This is a genomic window from Sphingomonas sp. 179-A 2A2 NHS, from assembly GCF_045371305.1.
GTDB lineage: Bacteria > Pseudomonadota > Alphaproteobacteria > Sphingomonadales > Sphingomonadaceae > Sphingomonas.
The window spans coordinates 1-20,213 of the sequence record NZ_JBIQDE010000002.1; the positions used below are offsets into that span (position 1 = coordinate 1).

Consider the following 20,213-nt stretch of genomic DNA (forward strand, 5'->3'; position numbering starts at 1 on the left):
GCGGGGTGGAGCAGCCCGGTAGCTCGTCAGGCTCATAACCTGAAGGTCACAGGTTCAAATCCTGTCCCCGCAACCAACACCATAGAACGACAAACGCCGCCCTTCGGGGCGGCGTTGTCGTTTCTGGCCAAGGTTATCAGGCGCGATACCTTCGCCTTCACCCTCTCCCCGAGGCTTGCAGCCTTGTGGGCAGATCATTCACGCTCTTGATGAGTGTCGTCAGAATCTCCGCGGCCTCGCCGCGGGTCGCGATCCGCGCACCGTACAGGACGAGCGCTAAACCGTTGTCGGATTGATCAGCTGAAGCGCTGCAGCGGGAGGACGTGCCCCGCGGCGATGAAATAGTTCTCATCCATGTAGCGCGCGATTGCCTGGTTCACGCGGCCTGCGGCATCGCGGAAGCGGCGGCCGAGGGGATGCTCGGGCACGATGCCGAGGCCGACCTCGTTGGTGACAATGGCAAGCGGCAGCGGCGACCCTGTGATTGCCCCGAGAAGATCGGCGGTGTGCCCCTCGATGTCTGCTTCAGCCATCATCAGGTTCGACAGCCACAAGGTCAGGCAATCGACCATGATCGCGCCGCCGGTGACGGATCGGATCGCATCCGGCAGCGCGACCGGGCATTCGACGGTGCGCCAGCGCCCGCTTCGCTCCGCCTGGTGATGGGCGATACGCTCGGCCATTTCTGCGTCGCCCGCCTCTGCCGTGGCGAGATAATGAAGCGGGCCTGGATGGCGCTCGGTAGCATGGAGCGCGAGGCGGCTTTTGCCTGAGCGGGCACCGCCGAGGAACATGATCTTCACGATGGTCTTGCCTTCCGCTCCGCTGATCCGATAGGGCGCCAGCGCGACAGGTTTCCAGAGATGGAATCAAAAGGGAATCCGGACGCGAGCGTCAAGCTCGCCATCCGGAGCTGTCCCCGCAACTGTGACCGGCGAGCGTTGCTCCTCGTGTGCCACTGGATCGATTGCGATCCGGGAAGGCCGAGCAAGGCGATGACCCGGGAGCCAGGAGACCTGCCTGTCGCGGTTGTCCTTCGCGCGGACGGGGTGTTCCGGGCGATCGAGGTTCTTCCTCGCGTGACGACGTCGTTGGGGTCGTGCGCGACGGAACAGCTGTTCCGCGAAGCCGTGGCGCGTGCCCCGTTGTTGATGCGAGGGGGAAACGCCTTGGAAAATCGTGCCTATCTGATCCTGCTGCCGTGCATTGCGGCGGCCACGCCTGCACTTGCGCAAAGCGCCCAATCCACGTTCGGCCTTGAGCAGGCGACTGCCGGCGGGGAAGATATCCTCGTCACGGCCAACCGCGCGGCGCGCCCTGCCTCCACGATCGGCCAGGCAGTGACGGTGCTGGATGCCGAGACGATCGAACGGCGGCAGGCAACGATCGTATCCGACCTGTTGCGCCAGACGCCCGGTGTCACCGTCGTCCGCAATGGCGGCGCTGGCACGTCCACATCGGTCAATATCCGCGGGGCGGATAGCGACCAGACGGTCGCGCTGATCGACGGGATCAAGCTCAACGATCCGTCCTCCACGGGGGGCGGGTTCAACTTCGGCAATCTGCTGATCGGCAACATTGCGCGCATCGAGGTACTACGCGGCGCACAGTCCGTATTGTGGGGCAATCAGGCGATCGGCGGCGTGGTGAACCTGATCACGCGCCAGCCGACGGAGGAACTGGCGGTCAACGCCCGCGCCGAGGGCGGATGGCATAATAGCGGCCAGGCCTATGCAAATGTCTCGGGCAAGTCGGGGCCGGTTTCGGCAAGCCTCGGCGGCGGTTATTTCACGACGGATGGGGTCTCGACCTTCGCAGCTGGGAGCGAGCGCGACGGCTTTCGCAACTATACCGGGAACGCGAGCCTGGGGATCGAACTGGCCAGCAACGTCTCGCTGGACCTGCGCGGTTTCTACGGCAACGGCCGGACCGACATCGACGGCTTCCCGGCGCCGAGCTTCACGTTCGGCGACACGCGGGAATTTGGCGATAGCGAGCAGTGGGTTGCCTATGCCGGCTTGAATGCAGCGCTGTTCGACGGCCGCTTCCGCAACCGCTTTGCGTACGCCCGGACCGAGACGGACCGGCGCAACATCGATCCGGACGGCACCCCGACCGAGACCTTCCGCGGGATCGGCCGTAACGAGCGGCTGGAATACCAGGGCACGGCCGATCTCGGCTCTGCCGTCTTCACCACGTTCGGCGCCGAGCGCGAAGTCTCGCGCTTCTCCTCGTCGAGCTATGGCGGCCCCGTGACGCGCGGCCGCGCGCGGATCTTCAGTGTCTATGGCCAGTTGGTGGTGACGCCGATCGGCGGGCTGACCGCGACCGCCGGGCTGCGGCACGACGACCATAATGTGTTCGGCGGCGCGACGACCTTTGCGGGCAGCGCTGCTTACTCACCCAATGGCGGCGCGACGACGGTGCGCGCGAGCTATTCGGAAGGGTTCAAGGCGCCGACGCTGTACCAGCTGCAGAGCGAATATGGGAATGGCGCGCTTCGGCCGGAGCGGTCGCACGACTGGGATGCGGGGATCACGCAGCGGGCGCTAGGCGGTGCGCTGGAGGCGAGCGCGACGTACTTTCATCGCAAGTCCTCCGACCTCATCACCTTCATTTCGTGCCCACCGCCGCGGACCGGGATATGCGCCGGCCGGCCAAGCGGCACCTACGACAATATCGCGCGGACGGTTGCACAGGGCGTCGAGGCGACGCTGCTGCTGCGGCCGACCAACGACTTCACGGTGAGTGCGAGCTACACCTACCTCGACGCGAAGAACCGGTCGGTCGGCACGGCGAACTTCGGGCGCGATCTGGCGCGTCGGCCCGACACCAGCGTGACGGTGAACGCCGATTATCGCTGGCCGCTCGGCCTGACCACCGGCGCGACGATCACCGCCGTTGGCGACAGTTTCGACAATGCCTCCAACGCGCGGCGGCTGGACGGTTATGTCATCGCCGACGTGCGGGCCGCCTTCCCGATCAACGAGCATCTGGAGCTGTACGGCCGCATCGAGAATGCGTTCAACGAGCGCTATCAGACGGTCTACCAATATGGTCAGCCGGGGCGCGGTGCATTCGCCGGCGTACGCCTGACGTACTGAGGCGATGACCGACGCGCGCGCCCTCGCCACGTTCTGCGCCCATGGTGGGCGCGTGGGGGAGGCGCGCGCGCTGTTCGGCCGCGAAGACTGGATCGATCTTCCAACGAGGTGTGCCTCGCGGACGTGAAGCGCTGTTCACCAGCCTCTTCCGTGAAGATGCGGGGGCGGACTATGGAGGTGGCGTTCCAGTATCGCGCACTGCTGATGCGGTTCTGCTTACCCTACCCGGGATCACGCCATTTATGCCCTTCCTGCTCGTCCGCCCCGCGGCGCTTCTGGGCAGCACAACAATCTGTCTTCTGTTCCTGTGGTGGATCAGGCGCTTCCTGCAGCAACGGATCGGGGGGAGCACGGGCGATTGCCTGGGCTTCGCGGCTTACATGGGCCAGCTTTCCGTGCTGCTCTGCGGGGCAGTGCGGTGAGCGGGCGCGTCCTCCTCGTCCGCCATCCGCCGGTTGCCAAGGCCTGGGCCGGTCGTTGCTATGGCCGATCCGACATGGGTTGGAGCCGCGAGGGGATGCGGATGGCGGGCGAGCTGGCCGACCGGCTGGCGGCGGAGCCGCACTCGCTCATCGTCCATTCGGGGGCGATCCGAACGCGTCAGCTGGCCGAAATGGTGCGCAAGCGCTCAGGCCGGCCGGTCGTTTCCGATCCGCACTGGCTGGAACGCGATTTCGGTGGGTGGGAAGGGCGAAGCTGGACCGCGATCTGGCGCGAAACGGGTGCGCTGATGGACAAGATGATGACGGCGCCCGCGACCTTCCGCCCCGGCGGCGGCGAAACGGGCGCGGCGCTGATGCGGCGCGTTCATGCCGCCTGGCGCGACCTCAGCGATCGCGAGGATATCGTGGTGGTGACCCATGGCGGCCCGATCGCGGCGCTGCGGGCGCTGCTGACCGGCCATCCGCTGGAAAAGATGATCGAGCTGGTGCCGCCCCATGGCGCGATCATCGAAGTGCGGCGTGACGGCTCGTCGGCGCCGCGCGAGCTGTAAGAGCGTCGCGGCGGCGCCGATCAGATGCGGCGAGCGAGGGCAGGGAAGGCGGCCTTGAAGGCGGCGACCTTCGGCTTGTCCCAGCGGACGATATAGGGGTGATTCGGGTTGCGATCGTAGAATTGCTGGTGGGACGCTTCCGCCGGGAAGAACTGGCCGGTTTCCAGCTTGGTGACGATCGGCTTCGGGAACGCCTTCGCACGGGTCAGCTGCGCGATATAGGCGCTGGCGACTTGCCGCTGGGCAGCGTTCTGCGGGAAGATCGCCGAGCGGTAACTGGGGCCGCGATCGGGGCCCTGCCCGTTCACCTGCGTCGGATCATGCGCAATCGCGAAATAGACCCGAAGCAGCGTCGCATAGCTGACCTGGCGGGGATCGTAGACGATGCGGATGGCTTCGGCGTGGCGCGTGCCCTCGGTCGACACAGCGGCATAGTTCGCGGAGGCCCGGTCGCCACCGGCAAAGCCGGACGTAACCGAGCGCACGCCTTTGACGCGTTCGAACACCGCTTCCATGCCCCAGAAGCAGCCGCCGGCGAGGACGGCGGTCTGGAGACCGGGGGCGGGAGGAATGTCGCGCTGCGCAGCCGGGATCGGCACGGCGCGCTCGGCGGCGACGGGGGCGCTGCAGGCGCTGGCGGCTGCGGCGGCAAGTAGCGGGATCAGGAAGCGACGCATGACGCCGATATGGGGAGCCCCTGAACGGAGCGGAAGATCAGCGTACCTGCTCGATCGGCGCGCCGGTGACCGGATCGGTGACGGGCGTCAGTGCGAACAGGCCAACGGCGCCGAGCACGAACCCGCCGGCGAACTGCCACAGGAAGCTGGATTTGAGAAAGCGGGTCATCGTCTTGGCTCTTTTATTCGTTGATCCGATGGCAACTTCTGCCACCGGTTTGCTGAACGATGCATGGAAGCGCCGTTCATCGTGGGTTGCGATATAGGTACGCCCGTCTTTCGACTGAATGTCGAAGCGGGAAAGCAATCGTTTCCCATGTCACACCAATGATTGGTGCCAGCTTCTATTGCACTGGCACCGAACGAGGATCAGCGCAGCATGGCGCAGGCCTGCTGAATGCGGGTGCATGCCTCGCGAAGCACGTCCTCACCCGTGGCATAACTGATGCGCATTGCCGGGGAGAGGCCGAAAGCCACGCCCTGCACGGCGGCAACCCGCGCTTCTTCCAGCAGATATCCGACAAAGTCACTGTCGGTCTCGATCTTCTGTCCCTTCGGCGTCGTCTTGCCGATGAGGCCGGAGACTTCGGGATAGACGTAGAAGGCGCCTTCCGGCGTCGGGCAGGTGATACCGGGCGTGTCGTTCAGCATGCCGACGACGAGATCGCGGCGCGCCTTGAACGCGGCGTTGCGCTCGGCGAGGAAGGACTGGTCGCCGTTCAGCGCCGCCGTCGCCGCAGCCTGAGCGATCGAGCAGGGGTTGCTGGTCGATTGCGACTGGAGCTTCGCCATCGCCTTGATCAGCCACTGCGCGCCGCCGGCGAACCCGATGCGCCAGCCCGTCATCGCATAAGCCTTGGAGCAGCCGTTCACCGTCAGCGTGCGCTCGTAGAGCGACGGGCAGACCTCAGCGATCGTGGCGAACTGGAAATCGTCATAGACGATATGCTCGTACATATCGTCGGCGAAGATCCAGACGTGCGGATGGCGTTCCAGCACCTCGCCCAGTGCCTTCAGCTCGGCGGCGGTGTAGGCGGCGCCGGTCGGGTTCGACGGCGAATTCAGGATCAGCCACTTGGTGCGCGGCGTGATCGCGGCCTCCAGCATCGCCGGCGTCAGCTTGTAGCCATGTTCCGGCCCGGCCGCGACGACGACGGGCGTGCCGCCGGCGAACTGAACGACATCCGGATAGCTGACCCAGTAAGGGGCGGGCACGATCACCTCGTCGCCCGCCTCGACCGTGGCGACCATGGCGTTGAACAGGGTGTGCTTGCCGCCGACGTTCACGCTGATCTGGGCGGGCGTGTACTCAAGGCCGTTGTCACGCTTGAACTTGGCGGCGATCGCGCTCTTCAGCTCGGGCGTGCCATCCACGTTGGTGTATTTCGTCTGGCCGCGGCGGATCGCCTCAATCGCGGCTTCCTTGACGAAATCGGGCGTGTCGAAATCAGGCTCGCCGGCGCCCAGGCCGATAACGTCGATGCCGGCACGCTTCAGCTCCTGCACCTTGGTGGTGATCGCCAGGGTCGGCGATGGGCTGATGCGATCGAGCGCGGCGGACGTCTTCATGATGGGGCGGCTCCTGTAAGCGCCGCGGGCTATAGCGACCGCTGATCCGATTTCGCAACTGCGAGCAACGCAGGGATCAAACCGCGCAACGCATTTCCGACGAAAAGTTCCCCGGAAAGATCGGCGGTGGTCAAATCCTGTTCCACCGCACGGCCGGACTCGATCAGCTCCTCGCGTAGCACGCCCGGCAGCAGGCCGCGGCGGAGCGGGGGCGTCAGCAACACGCCGTTGCGGCGGAGGAAGACGTTCGTGAAGCTGCCTTCCGTCACGAAGCCCTCGGGATCGAGGAACACGATCTCGGCCGTCCCCGCGGCGCGGCGCGCGGCATCGTAGAAGCTGCGATCGCTGGTCTTGTGGCGCAGGCGATAGTCGCGGCAGTCGACCGGTAGCGGCGCGACCGCGATGGCGAGCGGGCGATCCGACAGGGCGGGCATGGGCGCCACCTCAATCGCGATCCGGCCCGCGGCGCTGGCGACGAGGCGGATCTTGGCCGGCTGGCGCAAGCGGAAGGTCGCAGCCTGAAGCTCGTTGCGGGCATCGTGCCGATCGAAGGCGAAGCCAAAGGTAAGCGCGCTGCGCTTCATGCGCGCCAGATGCCGCTCGGCCAGCACGATGCCGGCGTCTGGATCGAACGCCATGGTCTCGATCAGGTCCGGCGGGCGCTGACCATGGGTGAGAAAAGCGCCCTTGGCGAGCGCCTCGTCCCACTCCGCGTCGGCGCGGCTATCCGCGACGATGCCGCCGCCGAGGCCGAGCGTTGCGTGATCCTCGTCCGCATGGATGGCGAGGGTGCGGATCGCGACGTTGAATTGTGCGCTGCCGCCGGGATCGAAGCGCCCGATCGCGCCGGTATAGGCGCCGCGGGGGGAATGTTCGACATCACCGATGACTTGCATCGCGCGTACCTTTGGGGCGCCGGTGATCGAGCCGCACGGGAACAGCGCCGCCAGCACGTCGACGGCGTCCTGCCCCGGCGCGAGCGTGGCGGTGACAGTGGAGGTCATCTGGTGGACGGTGGGATAGGGTTCGACCGCAAAGAGTTCGGGCACGGCGACGCTGCCAGCGATCGCGACGCGCGAGAGATCGTTGCGCATCAGATCGACGATCATGAGGTTCTCGGCGCGCTGCTTCTCGTCGCTGGCAAGGTCGTCCGCGACGGCAGCGTCGACCTCGGGATCGGCGTGCCGGCGGGCGGTGCCCTTCATCGGGCGGCAGGTCAGCGTTCCGCCGTCGAGGCGGAAGAAGAGCTCCGGCGAGAAGGACAGGAGCGTGTCCTGACCGGTGGCCACGATCGCGCCCCAGCCGGCCTGCGCGCGGCGGCGTATCGCCGAATAGGCGGCGAGCGGATCGCCGAGGATCGACACCGATGCGCGGAAGGTGAGGTTCGCCTGATAGATGTCACCGGCCGCGATCAGATCGAGCACTTGGGTCAGTGCTGCGTCATAGTCAGTGCGCGTGATCGCGGGCTGGGGCTCGCCGATCCAGGCGCCGGACGGATCGGGGAGCCAGGTTTCCGGGTCAGCGATTTCTTCCATCGCATCGAACAGGCCGAACCAGAGGAGCGGCATCGCGATCGAGCCGGGCGTGCCCGCGCGTGGCTCGAAGGCGACACCTGCTTCATAGGCGAGGAAGCCGGCGGCGTGGCGCCCGGCGGCGACAGCAGCGCGTATCCGCTCCAGCGCCGGACCGACGGCATCTGCCGAGCGAGCCTCGATGATCTCGAGCGGCTGGCGATACAGCCGGGCTGCGGCGCCCTGTGGCCGGGCATCGTCAAGCAGCACGAACGGCGCAGCAAGAGGCGCGTCTGGCGACATGTGCCGGCAATGCCCGCGCTTCCGCCGGGCGGCAACCCCGTCCATGGTGCTTGCGGGCGCGGAAAGACCGGGGCAAGCACGGTAAATGCTTCGATCTGCCTTTGCTGCGCTGGCCGTGACCGCGCTTCCCGCCGCCGCCCAAGTCGCCAAACCCGCCGCCATCACCGCCGAGGAAGTGCCGGCGATCCCGGTCGCGCTTGCCGAGCAGGTCCGCCCCTATCTCGAGGCGCGCTCGGCCGGGGCGGTCGACTGGAACCCCGTCGACCGGTCGCTGCTGATTTCCACGCGTTTCGCCAATGTCGCCCAGCTGCACACGGTGGCTTCGCCGCTGGCGATGCGGCGCCAGATAACGTTCGAGACCGATCGGGTGGGGGGCGCGAGCTACTCCAAGAGCGGTGACGTCCTCGTCGTGCAGAAGGATACCGGCGGCGGTGAATTCTATCAGCTCTACACGCTGAAGGATGGCCGGCTGACGCTGATCACCGACGGCAAGAGCCGCAACCAGTTCGGTGCGTTCAGCCACGACGGGAAGCTGGTGGGCTATTCCTCCACGCGCCGCAATGGCACGGACAGCGACCTCTACGTGGTTGACCCGCGCGATCCCAAGACCGACCGGCTGGTCGCCCAGGTGAAGGGCGGCGGCTGGGGGATCTCGGACTTCGCGCCGGATGGGAAGTCCGCCGTTGTTGGCCAATATGTCTCCGTCCAGAAATCGAACCTCTACTCGCTCGACTTTGCGAGCGGCACGCTGACGCCGATCACGGATCCTAAGGGCACGGTATCATGGGGCAATGCGCGCTTTGCTCCGGACGGCACCTTGTGGGTGACGAGCGACCAGGGCTCGGACGTGCAGCGGCTCGGCACGCTCGATCCGCGCACGCGCAAGTTCACGCCGGTGACGCCGCCGGCGAAGTGGGACATCGACGAGTTCGAGATCGCCGACGACGGCAGCTTCATCGCTTATGTGACCAATGAGGCGGGCGTGGGCCGGCTGAAGCTGCTCGATCCCAAGACCCGGCAGATGCGCGAGGTGACCGGGCTGCCGGAGGGTGTCGTCGGTGGCATCTCGATCGCGCCGTGGGGCGCGGTCGCGGTGACGGTGAGCAGCGCGAACACGCCGGGGGACGCCTTCGTGGTCGATCCCGCAACGCTGGCGGTGACGCGCTGGACGGAGAGCGAGACGGGCGGGCTGGATGCGGCGAAGAATGTGGCGCCTGAACTCGTGACGGTGAAGAGCTTCGACGGGGAGCCGGTAACCGGCTTCCTCTATCGACCCGACTCGGCCAAGTTTCCGGGCAAGCGCCCGCTGCTGATCGACATCCATGGCGGGCCGGAGGGGCAGACCCGGCCGAGCTATCGCGGGGCGGCCAATTACTATCTGAAGGAGCTTGGCATCGCGCTTTTCTATCCGAACGTTCGCGGCTCGACCGGCTTCGGCAAGCGCTTCGTCAGCCTCGATAACGGCCCGTTCAAGCGCGAGGATTCGGTGCACGACATCGGCGCCTTCCTGGATCACTTCGCCAAGGATGCGGCGATCGATGCCGCGCGCATCGGCGTGCAGGGCGGCAGCTATGGCGGGTACATGTGCTACGCCTCGGCGATCCGTTACGGCGCCCGGCTGAAGGGCGCGCAATGCACCGTCGCCATCTCCAATTTCGTGACCTTCCTCGAGAATACGCAAAGCTATCGCCGTGACCTGCGCCGCGTGGAATATGGCGACGAGCGTGATCCCAAGCAGAAGGCCAAGCTGATCGAGATTTCCCCGATGACGCGGGTGAACGAGATCAAGGTGCCGCTGCTGGTGGTGACCGGGGCGAATGATCCGCGCGTGCCCAAGTCCGAGGCGGACCAGCTGGTCGCGGCGGTGCGCCAGGGTGGCGGCACCGCGTGGCACATCGTCGCGGCGGACGAAGGTCATGGGTTCGCCAAGAAGGAAAACCGCGATTATTCGACGCTGGCAGTGCTCACCTTCTGGCAGCGCTACCTGCTCGGGGAGAATGCGAAATGAGTGAGCCCGCGCTGAAGGCGATGATCGTTCCGGTCACGCCGATCGAGCAGAATTGCACGCTGATCTGGTGCACGCGCACCATGAAGGCGGCGGTGATCGATCCCGGCGGCGACGTGCCGCGGATCAAGGCGGCGCTGGGGCAGGCCGGCGTTACCGTCGAGAAGATCCTGCTGACGCATGGCCATATCGACCATGCCGGCGCAGCGAAGCCGCTGGCGGACGAGCTGGGAGTGCAGATCGAAGGCCCGCATGAGGACGATCGTTTCTGGCTGGAGCGGCTGGAAGAGGATGGCGCCCGGTGGGGCATCGTCGGCGTGCCGTTCGAGCCTGATCGCTGGCTGAACGACGGCGATACGGTGACGGTGGGCGATCTGACGCTCGACGTCTATCACACGCCCGGACACACCGCGGGGCACGTGATCTTCCACCATCCGCCGTCGAACTTCGCGCAGGTCGGCGACGTGCTGTTCCAGGGTTCGGTGGGCCGGACGGACCTGCCACAGGGGAATCACCAGCAGCTGGTGAACTCGATCGTCACCAAGCTGTGGCCGCTGGGCGCCGAGACCGCGTTCATCCCCGGGCACGGCAAGCCGTCGACCTTCGGGCACGAGCGGCAGTGGAACATGTTCGTCAGCGACGACGCGCTGTCTGACTGACCCTGATCACGCAGCCCACGACGCGATGATATGACCGAAGCCGAGTTCATCGCTGCGCTTCGCCGGCTGCCGCTCCACAAGGGCGCGCTGGGGCTGGCGGACGATGCCGCGCGGCTGGGCGAGTTCGTCCTCACTACCGATACGTTGGTGGAGGGGGTGCATTTCCTGCCCGACGATCCGCCCGGCGACGTGGCGTGGAAGCTGGTTGCGGTCAGCCTGTCCGATCTCGCCGGCAAGGGCGCGCGGCCGGAAGGCGTGCTGCTGAACTATCCGCTGTCGGGCGGGGAATGGGACCGGCGGTTCCTGGCGGGGCTGGATGCGTGCCTTTCCGCCCTCGACTGCCCGTTGCTGGGTGGGGACACGGTGTCGCTGCCTGCGGGCGCGCCGCGGGTGCTGACGGTGACGGCGTTCGGTGCGGACGCCGCCGCGCCGCCACGTTCGGGCGCCAGGCCGGGAGATGCACTGTGGGTGACCGGGACGATCGGTGACGCGGGCGTTGGGCTGAAGGTCGCACAAACGGGTGACGGACCGTCCACGCTGCTGGCGGTCTATCGCCGGCCGCGGCCCCGGCTGGCCGAAGGGCGCGTCCTGGGGCCGATCGCGCATGCGATGATGGACGTCTCCGACGGCCTGCTGATCGATGCATGGCGGATGGCGGCGGCAAGCGGGCTCGAGGTGACGATCGCGCTCGATGCGGTGCCACTGTCGTCAGCCTATCGCGCGTTCGCCGGGGACGATGTGCTGGCCGCGGTGACGGCTGGCGACGATTATCAATTGCTCTGCGCGCTGCCGCCGGATCAGCGGCCGACCGGCCACGCGACGCGGATCGGGCACTTCGCTCCGGGCAAGGGCATGGTGTTGACGCAGAGCGGGCAACCGGTGCCCCCGCCGGCGCGCCTCGGCTTCGAACACCGCGCCTGATCGCCATCCGTGAGGGCCGGCCAGCCCTTCACGAACCCGCGCTTGCGCTTTCGCTTCAGGCGGTTACGCTCCACCCCACAATAGAAGTTCGGCGGCGCTCATCAAAGATGAGGCCTACCAGCGCATTGTTTAGGGGAAGGAACGCGATGACCACGGTCTACATCGCCATCCTCTGCGGCCTGCTGGCCGTGGTCTATGGCATCTTTACGAGCCAACAAGTCCTACGTGCGTCGCCGGGAAATGCCCGGATGCAAGACATCGCCGCCGCCATCCAGGAAGGGGCGAAGGCCTATCTTGGCCGGCAATATACCACCATTGCCATCGTTGGCGTGATTGTCGCCGTGATCCTCGCCGCAACACTCGGCGCGCTTTCGACGATCGGGTTCGTGATCGGCGCGTTTCTGTCCGGTGTCGCTGGTTACGTCGGGATGAATATTTCGGTGCGTGCCAATGTCCGCACGGCGGAGGCAGCGCGCGGCAGCCTGCAGAGTGGCCTTACCATGGCGTTCCGGTCCGGCGCCGTGACGGGGATGCTCGTCGCGGGGCTTGGGCTGCTCGCGATCGCTGGCTTCTTCTGGTATCTGACCGGGCCCGCCGGCTACGCACCCAATGCGCGCGAGATCATCGAAGCGCTGACGGCGCTGGCGTTCGGCGCATCGCTGATCTCGATCTTCGCGCGCCTCGGCGGCGGCATCTTCACCAAGGCGGCGGACGTCGGCGCGGATCTCGTCGGCAAGGTTGAGGCTGGGATCCCGGAGGATGACCCCCGCAACCCCGCGGTCATCGCAGATAACGTCGGCGACAACGTCGGCGACTGCGCCGGCATGGCGGCCGATCTGTTCGAGACGTATGTCGTGACGCTTGGCGTGACGATGATCTCGATCGCGCTGCTGATCCAGGCATCGGCGGCAGAACTGATGCAGTTGATGAGCCTGCCGCTGATCGTCGGCGGCGTGTGCATCATCACATCGATCATCGGCACGTACATGGTGCGGCTGGGCGCGAACGGCTCGATCATGGGCGCGCTCTACAAGGGTTTCTGGACCTCCGCGGTGCTTGCCATTCCGGCGATCTATGTCGCGACGCAGATGACCCTGGGGGATCTCAATGCGACGATCGGTGCGTCGGGCTTCCTCGACGCACAGACGGATACGGTGGTGAGCGGGGCGGGCGACCTGGTCGTCACCGACATCACCGGCGCACCCGGGGCGGATGCCTTCACGGGCATGGATCTGTTCTGGTGCATGATGATCGGCCTGGCGGTGACCGGCCTCATCGTCTGGATCACCGAATATTATACCGGCACCAATTATCGCCCGGTGAAGTCGATTGCCAAGGCCAGCGAGACCGGCCACGGCACCAACGTGATCCAGGGGCTGGCGATCAGCCTCGAAGCCACCGCGCTGCCGACGCTGGTGATCGTTATCGCAGTGGTGGCCGCGTACAAATTGGCAGGCATCATCGGCATCGCTTTCGGGGCGACATCGATGCTGGCGCTGGCCGGCATGGTCGTGGCGCTGGATGCCTATGGCCCAGTGACCGACAATGCCGGCGGCATCGCCGAAATGGCCGGCCTGGAGGATGAAGTCCGCCAGAAGACCGATGCGCTGGACGCGGTGGGCAATACCACCAAGGCAGTGACGAAGGGGTATGCCATCGGATCGGCTGGCCTTGCGGCACTGGTGCTGTTCGGGGCGTACACAACCGACCTCCAGACGTACTTTCCGGACATCCAGGTCGATTTCAGCCTGTCAAATCCGTACGTCATCGTCGGTCTGCTGCTCGGCGCGCTGCTACCCTATTTGTTCGGCGCGTTCGGCATGACGGCAGTGGGCCGCGCCGCCGGCAGCGTGGTGGAGGAAGTCCGCGGCCAGTTCCGTGACAATCCGGGCATCATGGAGGGGACGAGCCGGCCCAACTATGGCCGTACCGTCGACCTCGTGACGCGCGCGGCGATCAAGGAGATGATCATCCCCTCGCTGCTGCCGGTGCTGTCACCGATCGCGCTGTACTTCATCGTCACGGCGGTGGACGGGCAGGCATCGGGCTTCGCCTCGCTTGGTGCCATGCTGCTGGGCGTGATCGTCTCCGGCCTCTTCGTCGCGCTGTCGATGACGAGCGGCGGCGGCGCCTGGGACAATGCCAAGAAGTATATCGAGGACGGCAACCATGGCGGCAAGGGATCCGACGCGCACAAAGCAGCGGTGACCGGCGACACGGTGGGCGATCCGTATAAGGACACCGCGGGTCCGGCGGTGAACCCGATGATCAAGATCACCAATATCGTCGCGCTGCTGCTGCTCGCGGCACTGGCGGCGGGCTGATCGCGACTGAAGATGGTTTCGGACGGGAGGGGCAGCGCTCCTCCCGGACCGGGCGGGGCGCGCTCTAGCGGCCCTGTGCGCGCCACTTCTGGATGGTGCGCTGGATGATCTCCTCCTCGTGGCCGACATCACGCCACAGCTTCGAGAAAACCGGGTCGGCGGAGGCCGGCCGCTTCGCTTCTTCCAGCTTGTCGAACGAGACGCGGATCGGGATCGCCACGCCTTCGCCGCAGATGATGCATTCCTGATTGCGCAGGGCGGGGATGGAATCGAGGAAGCCGCGCGCGCCTTCCGGCATGGCGGCGCGGACGAACGCCTGGTCGCGATCGTTGTTGAGGCGCATCGCGATGATCGTGCCGCATTGCGAGAGCACGCCTTCGGCCAGATCCGACGGGCGCTGAGTGATGAGGCCGAGCGAGACGCCGTACTTGCGGCCTTCCTTGGCGATGCGGCCGAGGATCCGGCCTACGGAGGATCCATCATCCTCGCGCGGGATGTAGCGATGCGCTTCCTCGCAGACGAGCAGGATCGGCCGCTGCGGCTCGTTGCGCGACCAGATGGCGAAATCGAACACCATGCGGCTGAGCACCGCGACCACCACCGAGGTGATCTCGCTCGGCACGCCGGACACGTCGATGATCGAGATCGGCCGGCCATCGCCGGGCAGGCGGAAGATGCGCTGGATGAAATCGCTCATCGTGTCGGCGACAAGCATGCCGGAGAACATGAAGCTGTAGCGCGGATCGGCCTTGATCTCGTCGATCTTGGTCTTGAGGCGAAGGTAAGGCGCGGTGCTGGTCGCCTTGTCCATCTTGCCCATCTCGAGCTGGATCAGGTTGGTGAGGTCGCTGAGCAGATACGGGACCGGCGCGTCGACCGTCATCTTCGGCATCTCGCTGCCGACGCGGCTCTTGGCGCGGGCGGCTAGAAGGCATTTGGCGAGGATGTCGGCATCCACCTGCCGTTCTGCGCCCTCTGTCGTCAGGAACACCTCGCAATGTTCCTCGAAGTTCATCAGCCAATAAGGCATCTGCAGGTTCGACACGTCATAGAGTGCGCCATTGCCCTTGAACGCGGCGGAATACTCGCCGTGCGGGTCGATCATGACGATGTGACCCTGCGGCGCGAGTTCGCAGATACGGTGCAGGATCAGCGCTGCCGACGTCGACTTACCGGTGCCGGTGGAGCCGAGCAGTGCGAAATGCTTGCCGAGCATCGCATCGACGTAAAGCGCGGCGCGGATATCCGTGGTGGGATAGACGTGGCCGATCTCGATGCTGGCGCGATCGTCCGCGGCATAGATCTGGACCAGATCGGCAGTGGAGATGGGATAGACCTCAGCGCCGGGCGCGGGGAAACGCGTGACGCCGCGGCGGAAATTGTAGAGCTTGCCGGTCAGCCGCTCCTCGTCGCCTTCACCGAGGAAATCGATGTGCGCCACGATGCGGCCGGTGGTGAAATCATCCAGCCGGAGCGACCGGACGTTGGCGATCAGCCATGAATTGCCGACGCGCAGCTTGATCTGGCCGCCGACCTGGCCGGTGGCAGCGGCGGCCGGATCAGGATCATGCGCGATCACCGCCATGGCGGCCGGATCGAACATCACCTGACTGGATGAGCCCGCAATTTCGAGCACAATACCAATAGCATCCGGCCCGGCGAGCGCGCGATCGGCGGCGTGAAGCGCGCGCGCCTCGAACGCGCCGGAAAGCGGCATCTCGGTCATTCGGGCATGTCCCGGGCGTTGCTCATCCGGCCACTCTTGGCGCAAAGATCGTAAATTAACCGTGAGTGCGAGCAGCGAAGTGCTTCAAAAGCGGCGCGCAATGCTTCCCGCGCCCCAGCCCAACAGCACTGACATGGCCACTGCGCTGAGGCCATAGGCGAGTGCGGCGCGGTCCGCGGCGCGTGCGACGAAGCGCTCGAAGCCGGATTTCTGAACCTCGATATCGCGCACCGCCGCTGCCAGAACCTTGCCGTCGCGGATCAGGAAGGTTTCCGCGGTAAAGCGGCCGACCGGCACGCGGGCAGGGATCGAGACGCGGGCGCGATACAGCACGCCCTCCGTGATCTCGACCGCGCCCGGCGCCTCGTAATAGAGGCCGGCGCGGCGGCGCAGATCGACGAGGCCGCGGGTGAAGCGATCCTGCACCGCAGAGGGCGCGGCGGACACCGGGGAGAGCTGCAGGCTGCCGAGGCCGAGCTCGTAGATCGCGCGCGTCCGATCGTCGACAATCTGGTCGATCGGCCGCGAGGAGGCGATGGCGTAGAAGCTTGGAGCCGAGCGATAGCGTAGCGCCTGCGCATTGACCCAGATGCCGGCGATCTTTTCCTTCTCGCGCACCGTGATCGACTGGGTAGGGCCCTTCACGACGATGACGAGATCGGTGCGATGCTCGTCGTCGGGCACCTTACCGCCGGGATAAAGGATCGCGCCGAACAACAGCAGTTCGGCGCCCGTGAAGCTGTAGGCGATCTGGATGTCGCGCTGTGACACGTCCGGCACGAGCACCGGCTTGGCCTGCGCCAGCAGCAGCGGCGCGGCGAGGGCGAGTGCGAGGCGCTTCACGAAAGCTCGACCGAGTAGATGTCCGACGGGCGCCATCCGAGGCCGAGCGCAATGCGGCCGGCGACCAGCAGCACCATCAGCGCAAGGGCGAGGCGAAGATACTCAGGCTTAGCGCGCGCGGCGAAGCGTGCGCCGACCTGCGCGCCGACGACCGATCCGAGCAGCAAGAGGCCGGCGAGGACGATATCGACCGCCTTGGTGGTGAGCGCGTGGACCATGGTGGCCGCGGCGGTGACGAACAGGATCTGGAACAGCGAGGTGCCGACAACGACCTGCGTTGCCATCCCGAGGAGGTAGATCATCGCGGGGACGAGGACGAAGCCGCCACCGATGCCGAGAAGGATCGTCAGGATGCCGGTCGCGAAGCCGAGCAGCAGCGGGGCGAGCGGCGAGATGTAGAGGCCAGAGCGATAGAAGCGCATGCGGAAGGGCAGCGCCGCGACCAGCGGATGATGCCGCCGGCGGCGCGGCGGCGCCGGGCGGCGGCCGCGCGTGACCGCGATGGCCTCGACCGACTCCTTCAGCATGAGGCCGCCGATCGTGGTGAGCAGCAGCACATAGGTGATGGCGATCGTGGTATCGATCTGCCCAGTCGCCTGGAGCAGCTGGAACAGCCATGCGCCGGCGACGGATCCGATGATTCCTCCGGCGACGAGCACGCCGCCCATCTTCATGTCCACCCCGTCGCGCCGCAGATAGGCCGAGACGCCCGAGACGCTGGCGCCGGTCACCTGGCTGGCGGCGGAGGCGGCAGCGACCGTGGGCGGGATACCATAGACGATCAACAGCGGCGTGGTGAGGAAGCCGCCGCCGACCCCGAACATCCCGGACAGCAGCCCGACCCCCGCGCCCAGCGCGATGATGACGAGCGCGTTGACCGACAGGTTCGCGATCGGGAGGTAAAGATCCATGGCCGCCCGGATATGCCTATCGGCCGCGAGGCGGAAGCGCCAGCGGTCAGAAATCGGTTCCGATCGAGAACGCCAGGCCGGACGATGGCGCGGCGCGGCCTGCCAGACGCTGGCGCCAGTCGAGCGAAAGGCGCAGGTTCTGGTCCGCGACCGGGAGGGCCAGCGAGGCGCTGGGACCGGCGTCAAGGCGTGACGCGCCGCGCTGCGCCCCGCCCCAGGCGCCGAGGCCGAGATCAAGACGCGCAGAGCCGAGGGTGGCGACCGGATGGTTCAGCCGCATCGCGCCGTCGATGAACCCTTCGACGCCATCACGTGCGATGGCGCCGCCCTGGGCATAGGCATCGAGTTGTAGCCGACCCGCGATCGGCGTCGGGCCGAAGCCGCCGATCACGTTGAGTGAGGGGCCGCCGCGTGCCTGTTCGATGCCGATGCGCTGTTCCGCGACGATGTGGATCGGAAGGTCAGTAGGCTGCCAGTCGAGGCCGATTGCCGCTTCGCGCTGGCGTGAGGCGAGTGCCGTGGAGAAGCGACCGGTGACGGCCAAGCGCCGGTTTGCGGTGATCGCATAGGTCAGCCGGACGCCCGCCTGGCTGCCGCCGAGCTGGGGCGCGAAGGGTGTGGCGTTGCCTGATCCGCGCACGATCATCCAGGCGCTGCCGGCGAGGCGCGACGGGGTGGGGCGGAGCGGTGCGGGCGTGGTGGGGATCACGGTTGCCGTGTCCACGCCGACGCTCGCCTGCGAAGCGATGAGGTAGGGGCGCAGGGCCGCAGCGACGGTTTCCGGCTGTGGCTGTGATCGTGGCGGTCGCGATGCGGGAGGAGCGACACGCGCCACGGAGGCCACGGTGGCTACGCCGGATGCCTCAAAAGTGGCGTGAGTGGCGGCGGGTGCTGCGGCAACTTCGGCGGGGATGGTGGCCGCTTCGATGGCGGTGGCGAGGTGCGGGAGGGTTGGTGGCTCGGGCCAATGCTGGGCGACGCGGGCGGCGGTCCAGAGGCCGAGGAGGGTGACGAGGAAGCGCAAGGGGCGGCCGCGCGCAGTGGCCGGCGCGCTCATTCGGCCGCTCCATCATGAGGCAGAACCGGGAAGACATGCGCCGTCTTGTCCCATTGTGGTTTGTTGCCGGCGAGGATCCGCGCGTATGTGGCGGCGGCACGGCGTGCGGCGAACAGCGCGATCACGTTGCCGACGACCGCGCGCGGCACCGACCACAATCCCTCGCGCCAGCCATAGAACCGCGTCGTGGTCGCGATCCGCCACATCAGGCGCCAGCACAAAAGGGCTGCGTTGACCATGAGGATGGCGGCCATCCCGGGCCCGACCGGCGGCGGGGCGGTGCCGAGCAGGAAATGGAGGATGATCGAGAACGGCCAGGCAAGGATCGCCACATAGGCGGCGAGGAGCACGATGACGGCGAGCGGAGCGCGACGATCGCGCATGCGCATCCAGTGTTCCGCGACATGCCACCAGCGGCCCCAGCCGATGCGATCCCAGCCGGCGAGCGCGATGCCCGTCATCCAGCGCGCCTTCTGCCGCACGGCCGCATTGGGCGTGGCGGGGAAGAAGGCGCGGACGCACACGAGCGCCCCATCGGCATCGGTGACGCGTGCAAAGCACGCCCTGTGGCCGAGCGCGTGGGCGCGCAGGCCGAGTTCGTAATCCTCCGTCAGGCTCGCCTCGTCGAACGGCGTGCCATACGCCGCTTCCAGTTCGGCGAGGACGTCGCACGTCACCGCGCAGCCGACGCCGGAGAGCGGAAGGCCGGCGCCCATCGCGGCGCGCAGGCCCATCTGGCGGCCATGCGATTCGGCGAATTCGTCCGCATAATGGCCCGACACCATCCGCGCTGCGGGATCGATCAGCGGCAGGACCGGGATCTGCACCAGCCCGCACGGGCCGAGCAGCGCGTCGTGCACGGTGAGTTCGGCGGCGTGGACGACGTCTTCTGCGTCGTGGAGCACCACCGCGCGCGTGACCGTGCCGTCGCGTGCGTCGTCCGACCGAAGCGCCCGCCACAGAGTGTTGAGATTATCCGCCTTGGTGGTGGGCCCCGGCCGATCGCCGACCGCCAGCCGCACGCGCGAGTCGCGGCCGGCAATCGCCGATACGACCGCGATCGTGTCCCGATCATTGGGATAGCAGGCGACGTAGATGCGATAATCGGCATGATCGACGCGGGCCAGCGTGGTGGACAGCATCGCCCCGATCACGCCGGCCTCCTCCCAAGTCGGGACGAAGATCGCGAAGCGACCCGGGGTGACGGGATGCGGCAAGCTGGTAATGGCACGACGCGTGGTGCCGTAGACGAGGCGATGAAAGAACCAGGCGAGATCAACCAGGACATCGTCTGATCCACCCAGGCAAAATCCTACTGCGGCAAACAACGTCAACTCGACCAGCATGGCATCAAGCCACGCTGTGCCCGCCATCCACTGTAGCAATTCCCGCGCCCCCCGACTCGGTTACTTTTATGATGGCTAACACAGAAAATGCTGCGGCAAAGACTTAATTATTAGGGGTATAACCTGCGTTCAATTTGATGATGGGTCTGAAGATTTCGAGAAGCAGAAATAAAAGGTAGGACCTCGGGTGAGCAAATTCGGCTGGCGAGGACGGTGGATGCCGGATGGAGGCTTGACGCAGATCAGGCTAAGGGTGCGGCAGG

Annotated in this window: 17 protein-coding genes and 1 riboswitch; of the genes, 7 read left to right on the forward strand and 10 right to left on the reverse strand. The window is 66.6% G+C overall.

What is annotated here, in order from left to right; translation table 11 throughout:
• Positions 1-296 precede the first annotated feature (296 nt).
• Positions 297-794 carry a bifunctional adenosylcobinamide kinase/adenosylcobinamide-phosphate guanylyltransferase gene (gene cobU / locus ACH0AE_RS03080; RefSeq protein ID WP_294443262.1) on the reverse strand — a complete coding sequence of 166 codons (498 nt, stop codon included), beginning with the start codon at positions 792-794 and terminating at the stop codon, positions 297-299.
• A gap of 40 nt (positions 795-834) precedes the next feature.
• Positions 835-1,039: riboswitch (cobalamin riboswitch) on the forward strand.
• 130 nt (positions 1,040-1,169) lie between these two features.
• Between cobU and ACH0AE_RS03085 the strand changes: the two genes are divergently transcribed.
• Genes ACH0AE_RS03085 through ACH0AE_RS03095 form a run of 3 tightly spaced genes read left to right on the forward strand, consistent with a single transcriptional unit; the run spans position 1,170 to position 4,098 of the window.
• Positions 1,170-3,104, forward strand: coding sequence for a TonB-dependent siderophore receptor (locus ACH0AE_RS03085; RefSeq protein WP_294443259.1), 1,935 nt, complete (start codon positions 1,170-1,172; stop codon positions 3,102-3,104).
• A 41-nt stretch (positions 3,105-3,145) separates the two neighbouring features.
• Positions 3,146-3,526 carry an adenosylcobinamide-GDP ribazoletransferase gene (locus ACH0AE_RS03090; RefSeq protein WP_294443258.1) on the forward strand — a complete coding sequence of 127 codons (381 nt, stop codon included), beginning with the start codon at positions 3,146-3,148 and terminating at the stop codon, positions 3,524-3,526.
• On the forward strand, positions 3,523-4,098 hold the full coding sequence (locus ACH0AE_RS03095) for a histidine phosphatase family protein (protein ID WP_294443257.1): 576 nt from the start codon (positions 3,523-3,525) through the stop codon (positions 4,096-4,098). Before ACH0AE_RS03090 ends, ACH0AE_RS03095 begins: the two co-directional genes overlap by 4 nt.
• A gap of 20 nt (positions 4,099-4,118) precedes the next feature.
• Here the strand turns inward: ACH0AE_RS03095 and msrA are convergent, their stop codons facing one another.
• The 4 genes from msrA to pabB form a co-directional block, all read right to left on the reverse strand.
• Positions 4,119-4,775, reverse strand: coding sequence for a peptide-methionine (S)-S-oxide reductase MsrA (msrA, locus tag ACH0AE_RS03100; RefSeq protein WP_294443256.1), 657 nt, complete (start codon positions 4,773-4,775; stop codon positions 4,119-4,121).
• Positions 4,776-4,812: 37 nt separating this feature from the next.
• The gene (locus ACH0AE_RS03105; protein ID WP_406875440.1) at positions 4,813-5,082 is read right to left on the reverse strand and encodes a hypothetical protein; all 270 of its coding nucleotides are present in this window, start codon (positions 5,080-5,082) and stop codon (positions 4,813-4,815) included.
• 62 nt (positions 5,083-5,144) lie between these two features.
• Positions 5,145-6,344, reverse strand: coding sequence for a pyridoxal phosphate-dependent aminotransferase (locus ACH0AE_RS03110; RefSeq protein ID WP_294443254.1), 1,200 nt, complete (start codon positions 6,342-6,344; stop codon positions 5,145-5,147).
• Positions 6,345-6,373: 29 nt separating this feature from the next.
• Positions 6,374-8,158, reverse strand: a complete 1,785-nt coding sequence (gene pabB, locus ACH0AE_RS03115) for an aminodeoxychorismate synthase component I (RefSeq protein ID WP_294443253.1) — start codon at positions 8,156-8,158, stop codon at positions 6,374-6,376.
• 85 nt (positions 8,159-8,243) lie between these two features.
• Here pabB and ACH0AE_RS03120 point away from each other — a divergent pair, with 85 nt between their 5' ends.
• The 4 genes from ACH0AE_RS03120 to ACH0AE_RS03135 all read left to right on the forward strand — a co-directional run bounded on the left by ACH0AE_RS03120 (position 8,244) and on the right by ACH0AE_RS03135 (position 14,067).
• Positions 8,244-10,166 carry a prolyl oligopeptidase family serine peptidase gene (locus tag ACH0AE_RS03120; RefSeq protein WP_294443252.1) on the forward strand — a complete coding sequence of 641 codons (1,923 nt, stop codon included), beginning with the start codon at positions 8,244-8,246 and terminating at the stop codon, positions 10,164-10,166.
• On the forward strand, positions 10,163-10,822 hold the full coding sequence (locus ACH0AE_RS03125; protein WP_294443251.1) for an MBL fold metallo-hydrolase: 660 nt from the start codon (positions 10,163-10,165) through the stop codon (positions 10,820-10,822). The genes ACH0AE_RS03120 and ACH0AE_RS03125 overlap by 4 nt, the downstream gene beginning before the upstream one ends.
• 30 nt (positions 10,823-10,852) lie before the next feature.
• Positions 10,853-11,743 carry a thiamine-phosphate kinase gene (thiL, locus tag ACH0AE_RS03130; RefSeq protein ID WP_294443250.1) on the forward strand — a complete coding sequence of 297 codons (891 nt, stop codon included), beginning with the start codon at positions 10,853-10,855 and terminating at the stop codon, positions 11,741-11,743.
• A gap of 146 nt (positions 11,744-11,889) precedes the next feature.
• Positions 11,890-14,067, forward strand: coding sequence for a sodium-translocating pyrophosphatase (locus ACH0AE_RS03135; protein ID WP_294443249.1), 2,178 nt, complete (start codon positions 11,890-11,892; stop codon positions 14,065-14,067).
• Positions 14,068-14,131: 64 nt separating this feature from the next.
• Here the strand turns inward: ACH0AE_RS03135 and ACH0AE_RS03140 are convergent, their stop codons facing one another.
• From ACH0AE_RS03140 to ACH0AE_RS03160, 5 genes are all read right to left on the reverse strand, one after another.
• Entirely contained in the window at positions 14,132-15,793 is a 1,662-nt protein-coding gene (locus tag ACH0AE_RS03140; RefSeq protein WP_294443248.1) for an ATP-binding protein, read from the reverse strand.
• Positions 15,794-15,877: 84 nt separating this feature from the next.
• The gene (locus ACH0AE_RS03145; RefSeq protein ID WP_294443247.1) at positions 15,878-16,636 is read right to left on the reverse strand and encodes a TIGR02186 family protein; all 759 of its coding nucleotides are present in this window, start codon (positions 16,634-16,636) and stop codon (positions 15,878-15,880) included.
• Positions 16,633-17,547: a sulfite exporter TauE/SafE family protein gene (locus ACH0AE_RS03150; protein WP_294443246.1), complete on the reverse strand. Its 915-nt coding sequence runs from the start codon at positions 17,545-17,547 to the stop codon at positions 16,633-16,635. The genes ACH0AE_RS03145 and ACH0AE_RS03150 overlap by 4 nt, the downstream gene beginning before the upstream one ends.
• Positions 17,548-17,593: 46 nt before the next feature.
• Positions 17,594-18,604 (reverse strand): hypothetical protein, encoded by a 1,011-nt coding sequence (locus tag ACH0AE_RS03155; protein ID WP_294443245.1) that lies wholly within the window; start codon positions 18,602-18,604, stop codon positions 17,594-17,596.
• Positions 18,601-19,977, reverse strand: a complete 1,377-nt coding sequence (locus tag ACH0AE_RS03160; protein ID WP_294443244.1) for a glycosyl transferase family protein — start codon at positions 19,975-19,977, stop codon at positions 18,601-18,603. The genes ACH0AE_RS03155 and ACH0AE_RS03160 overlap by 4 nt, the downstream gene beginning before the upstream one ends.
• Between the last annotated feature and the right edge of the window lie 236 nt (positions 19,978-20,213).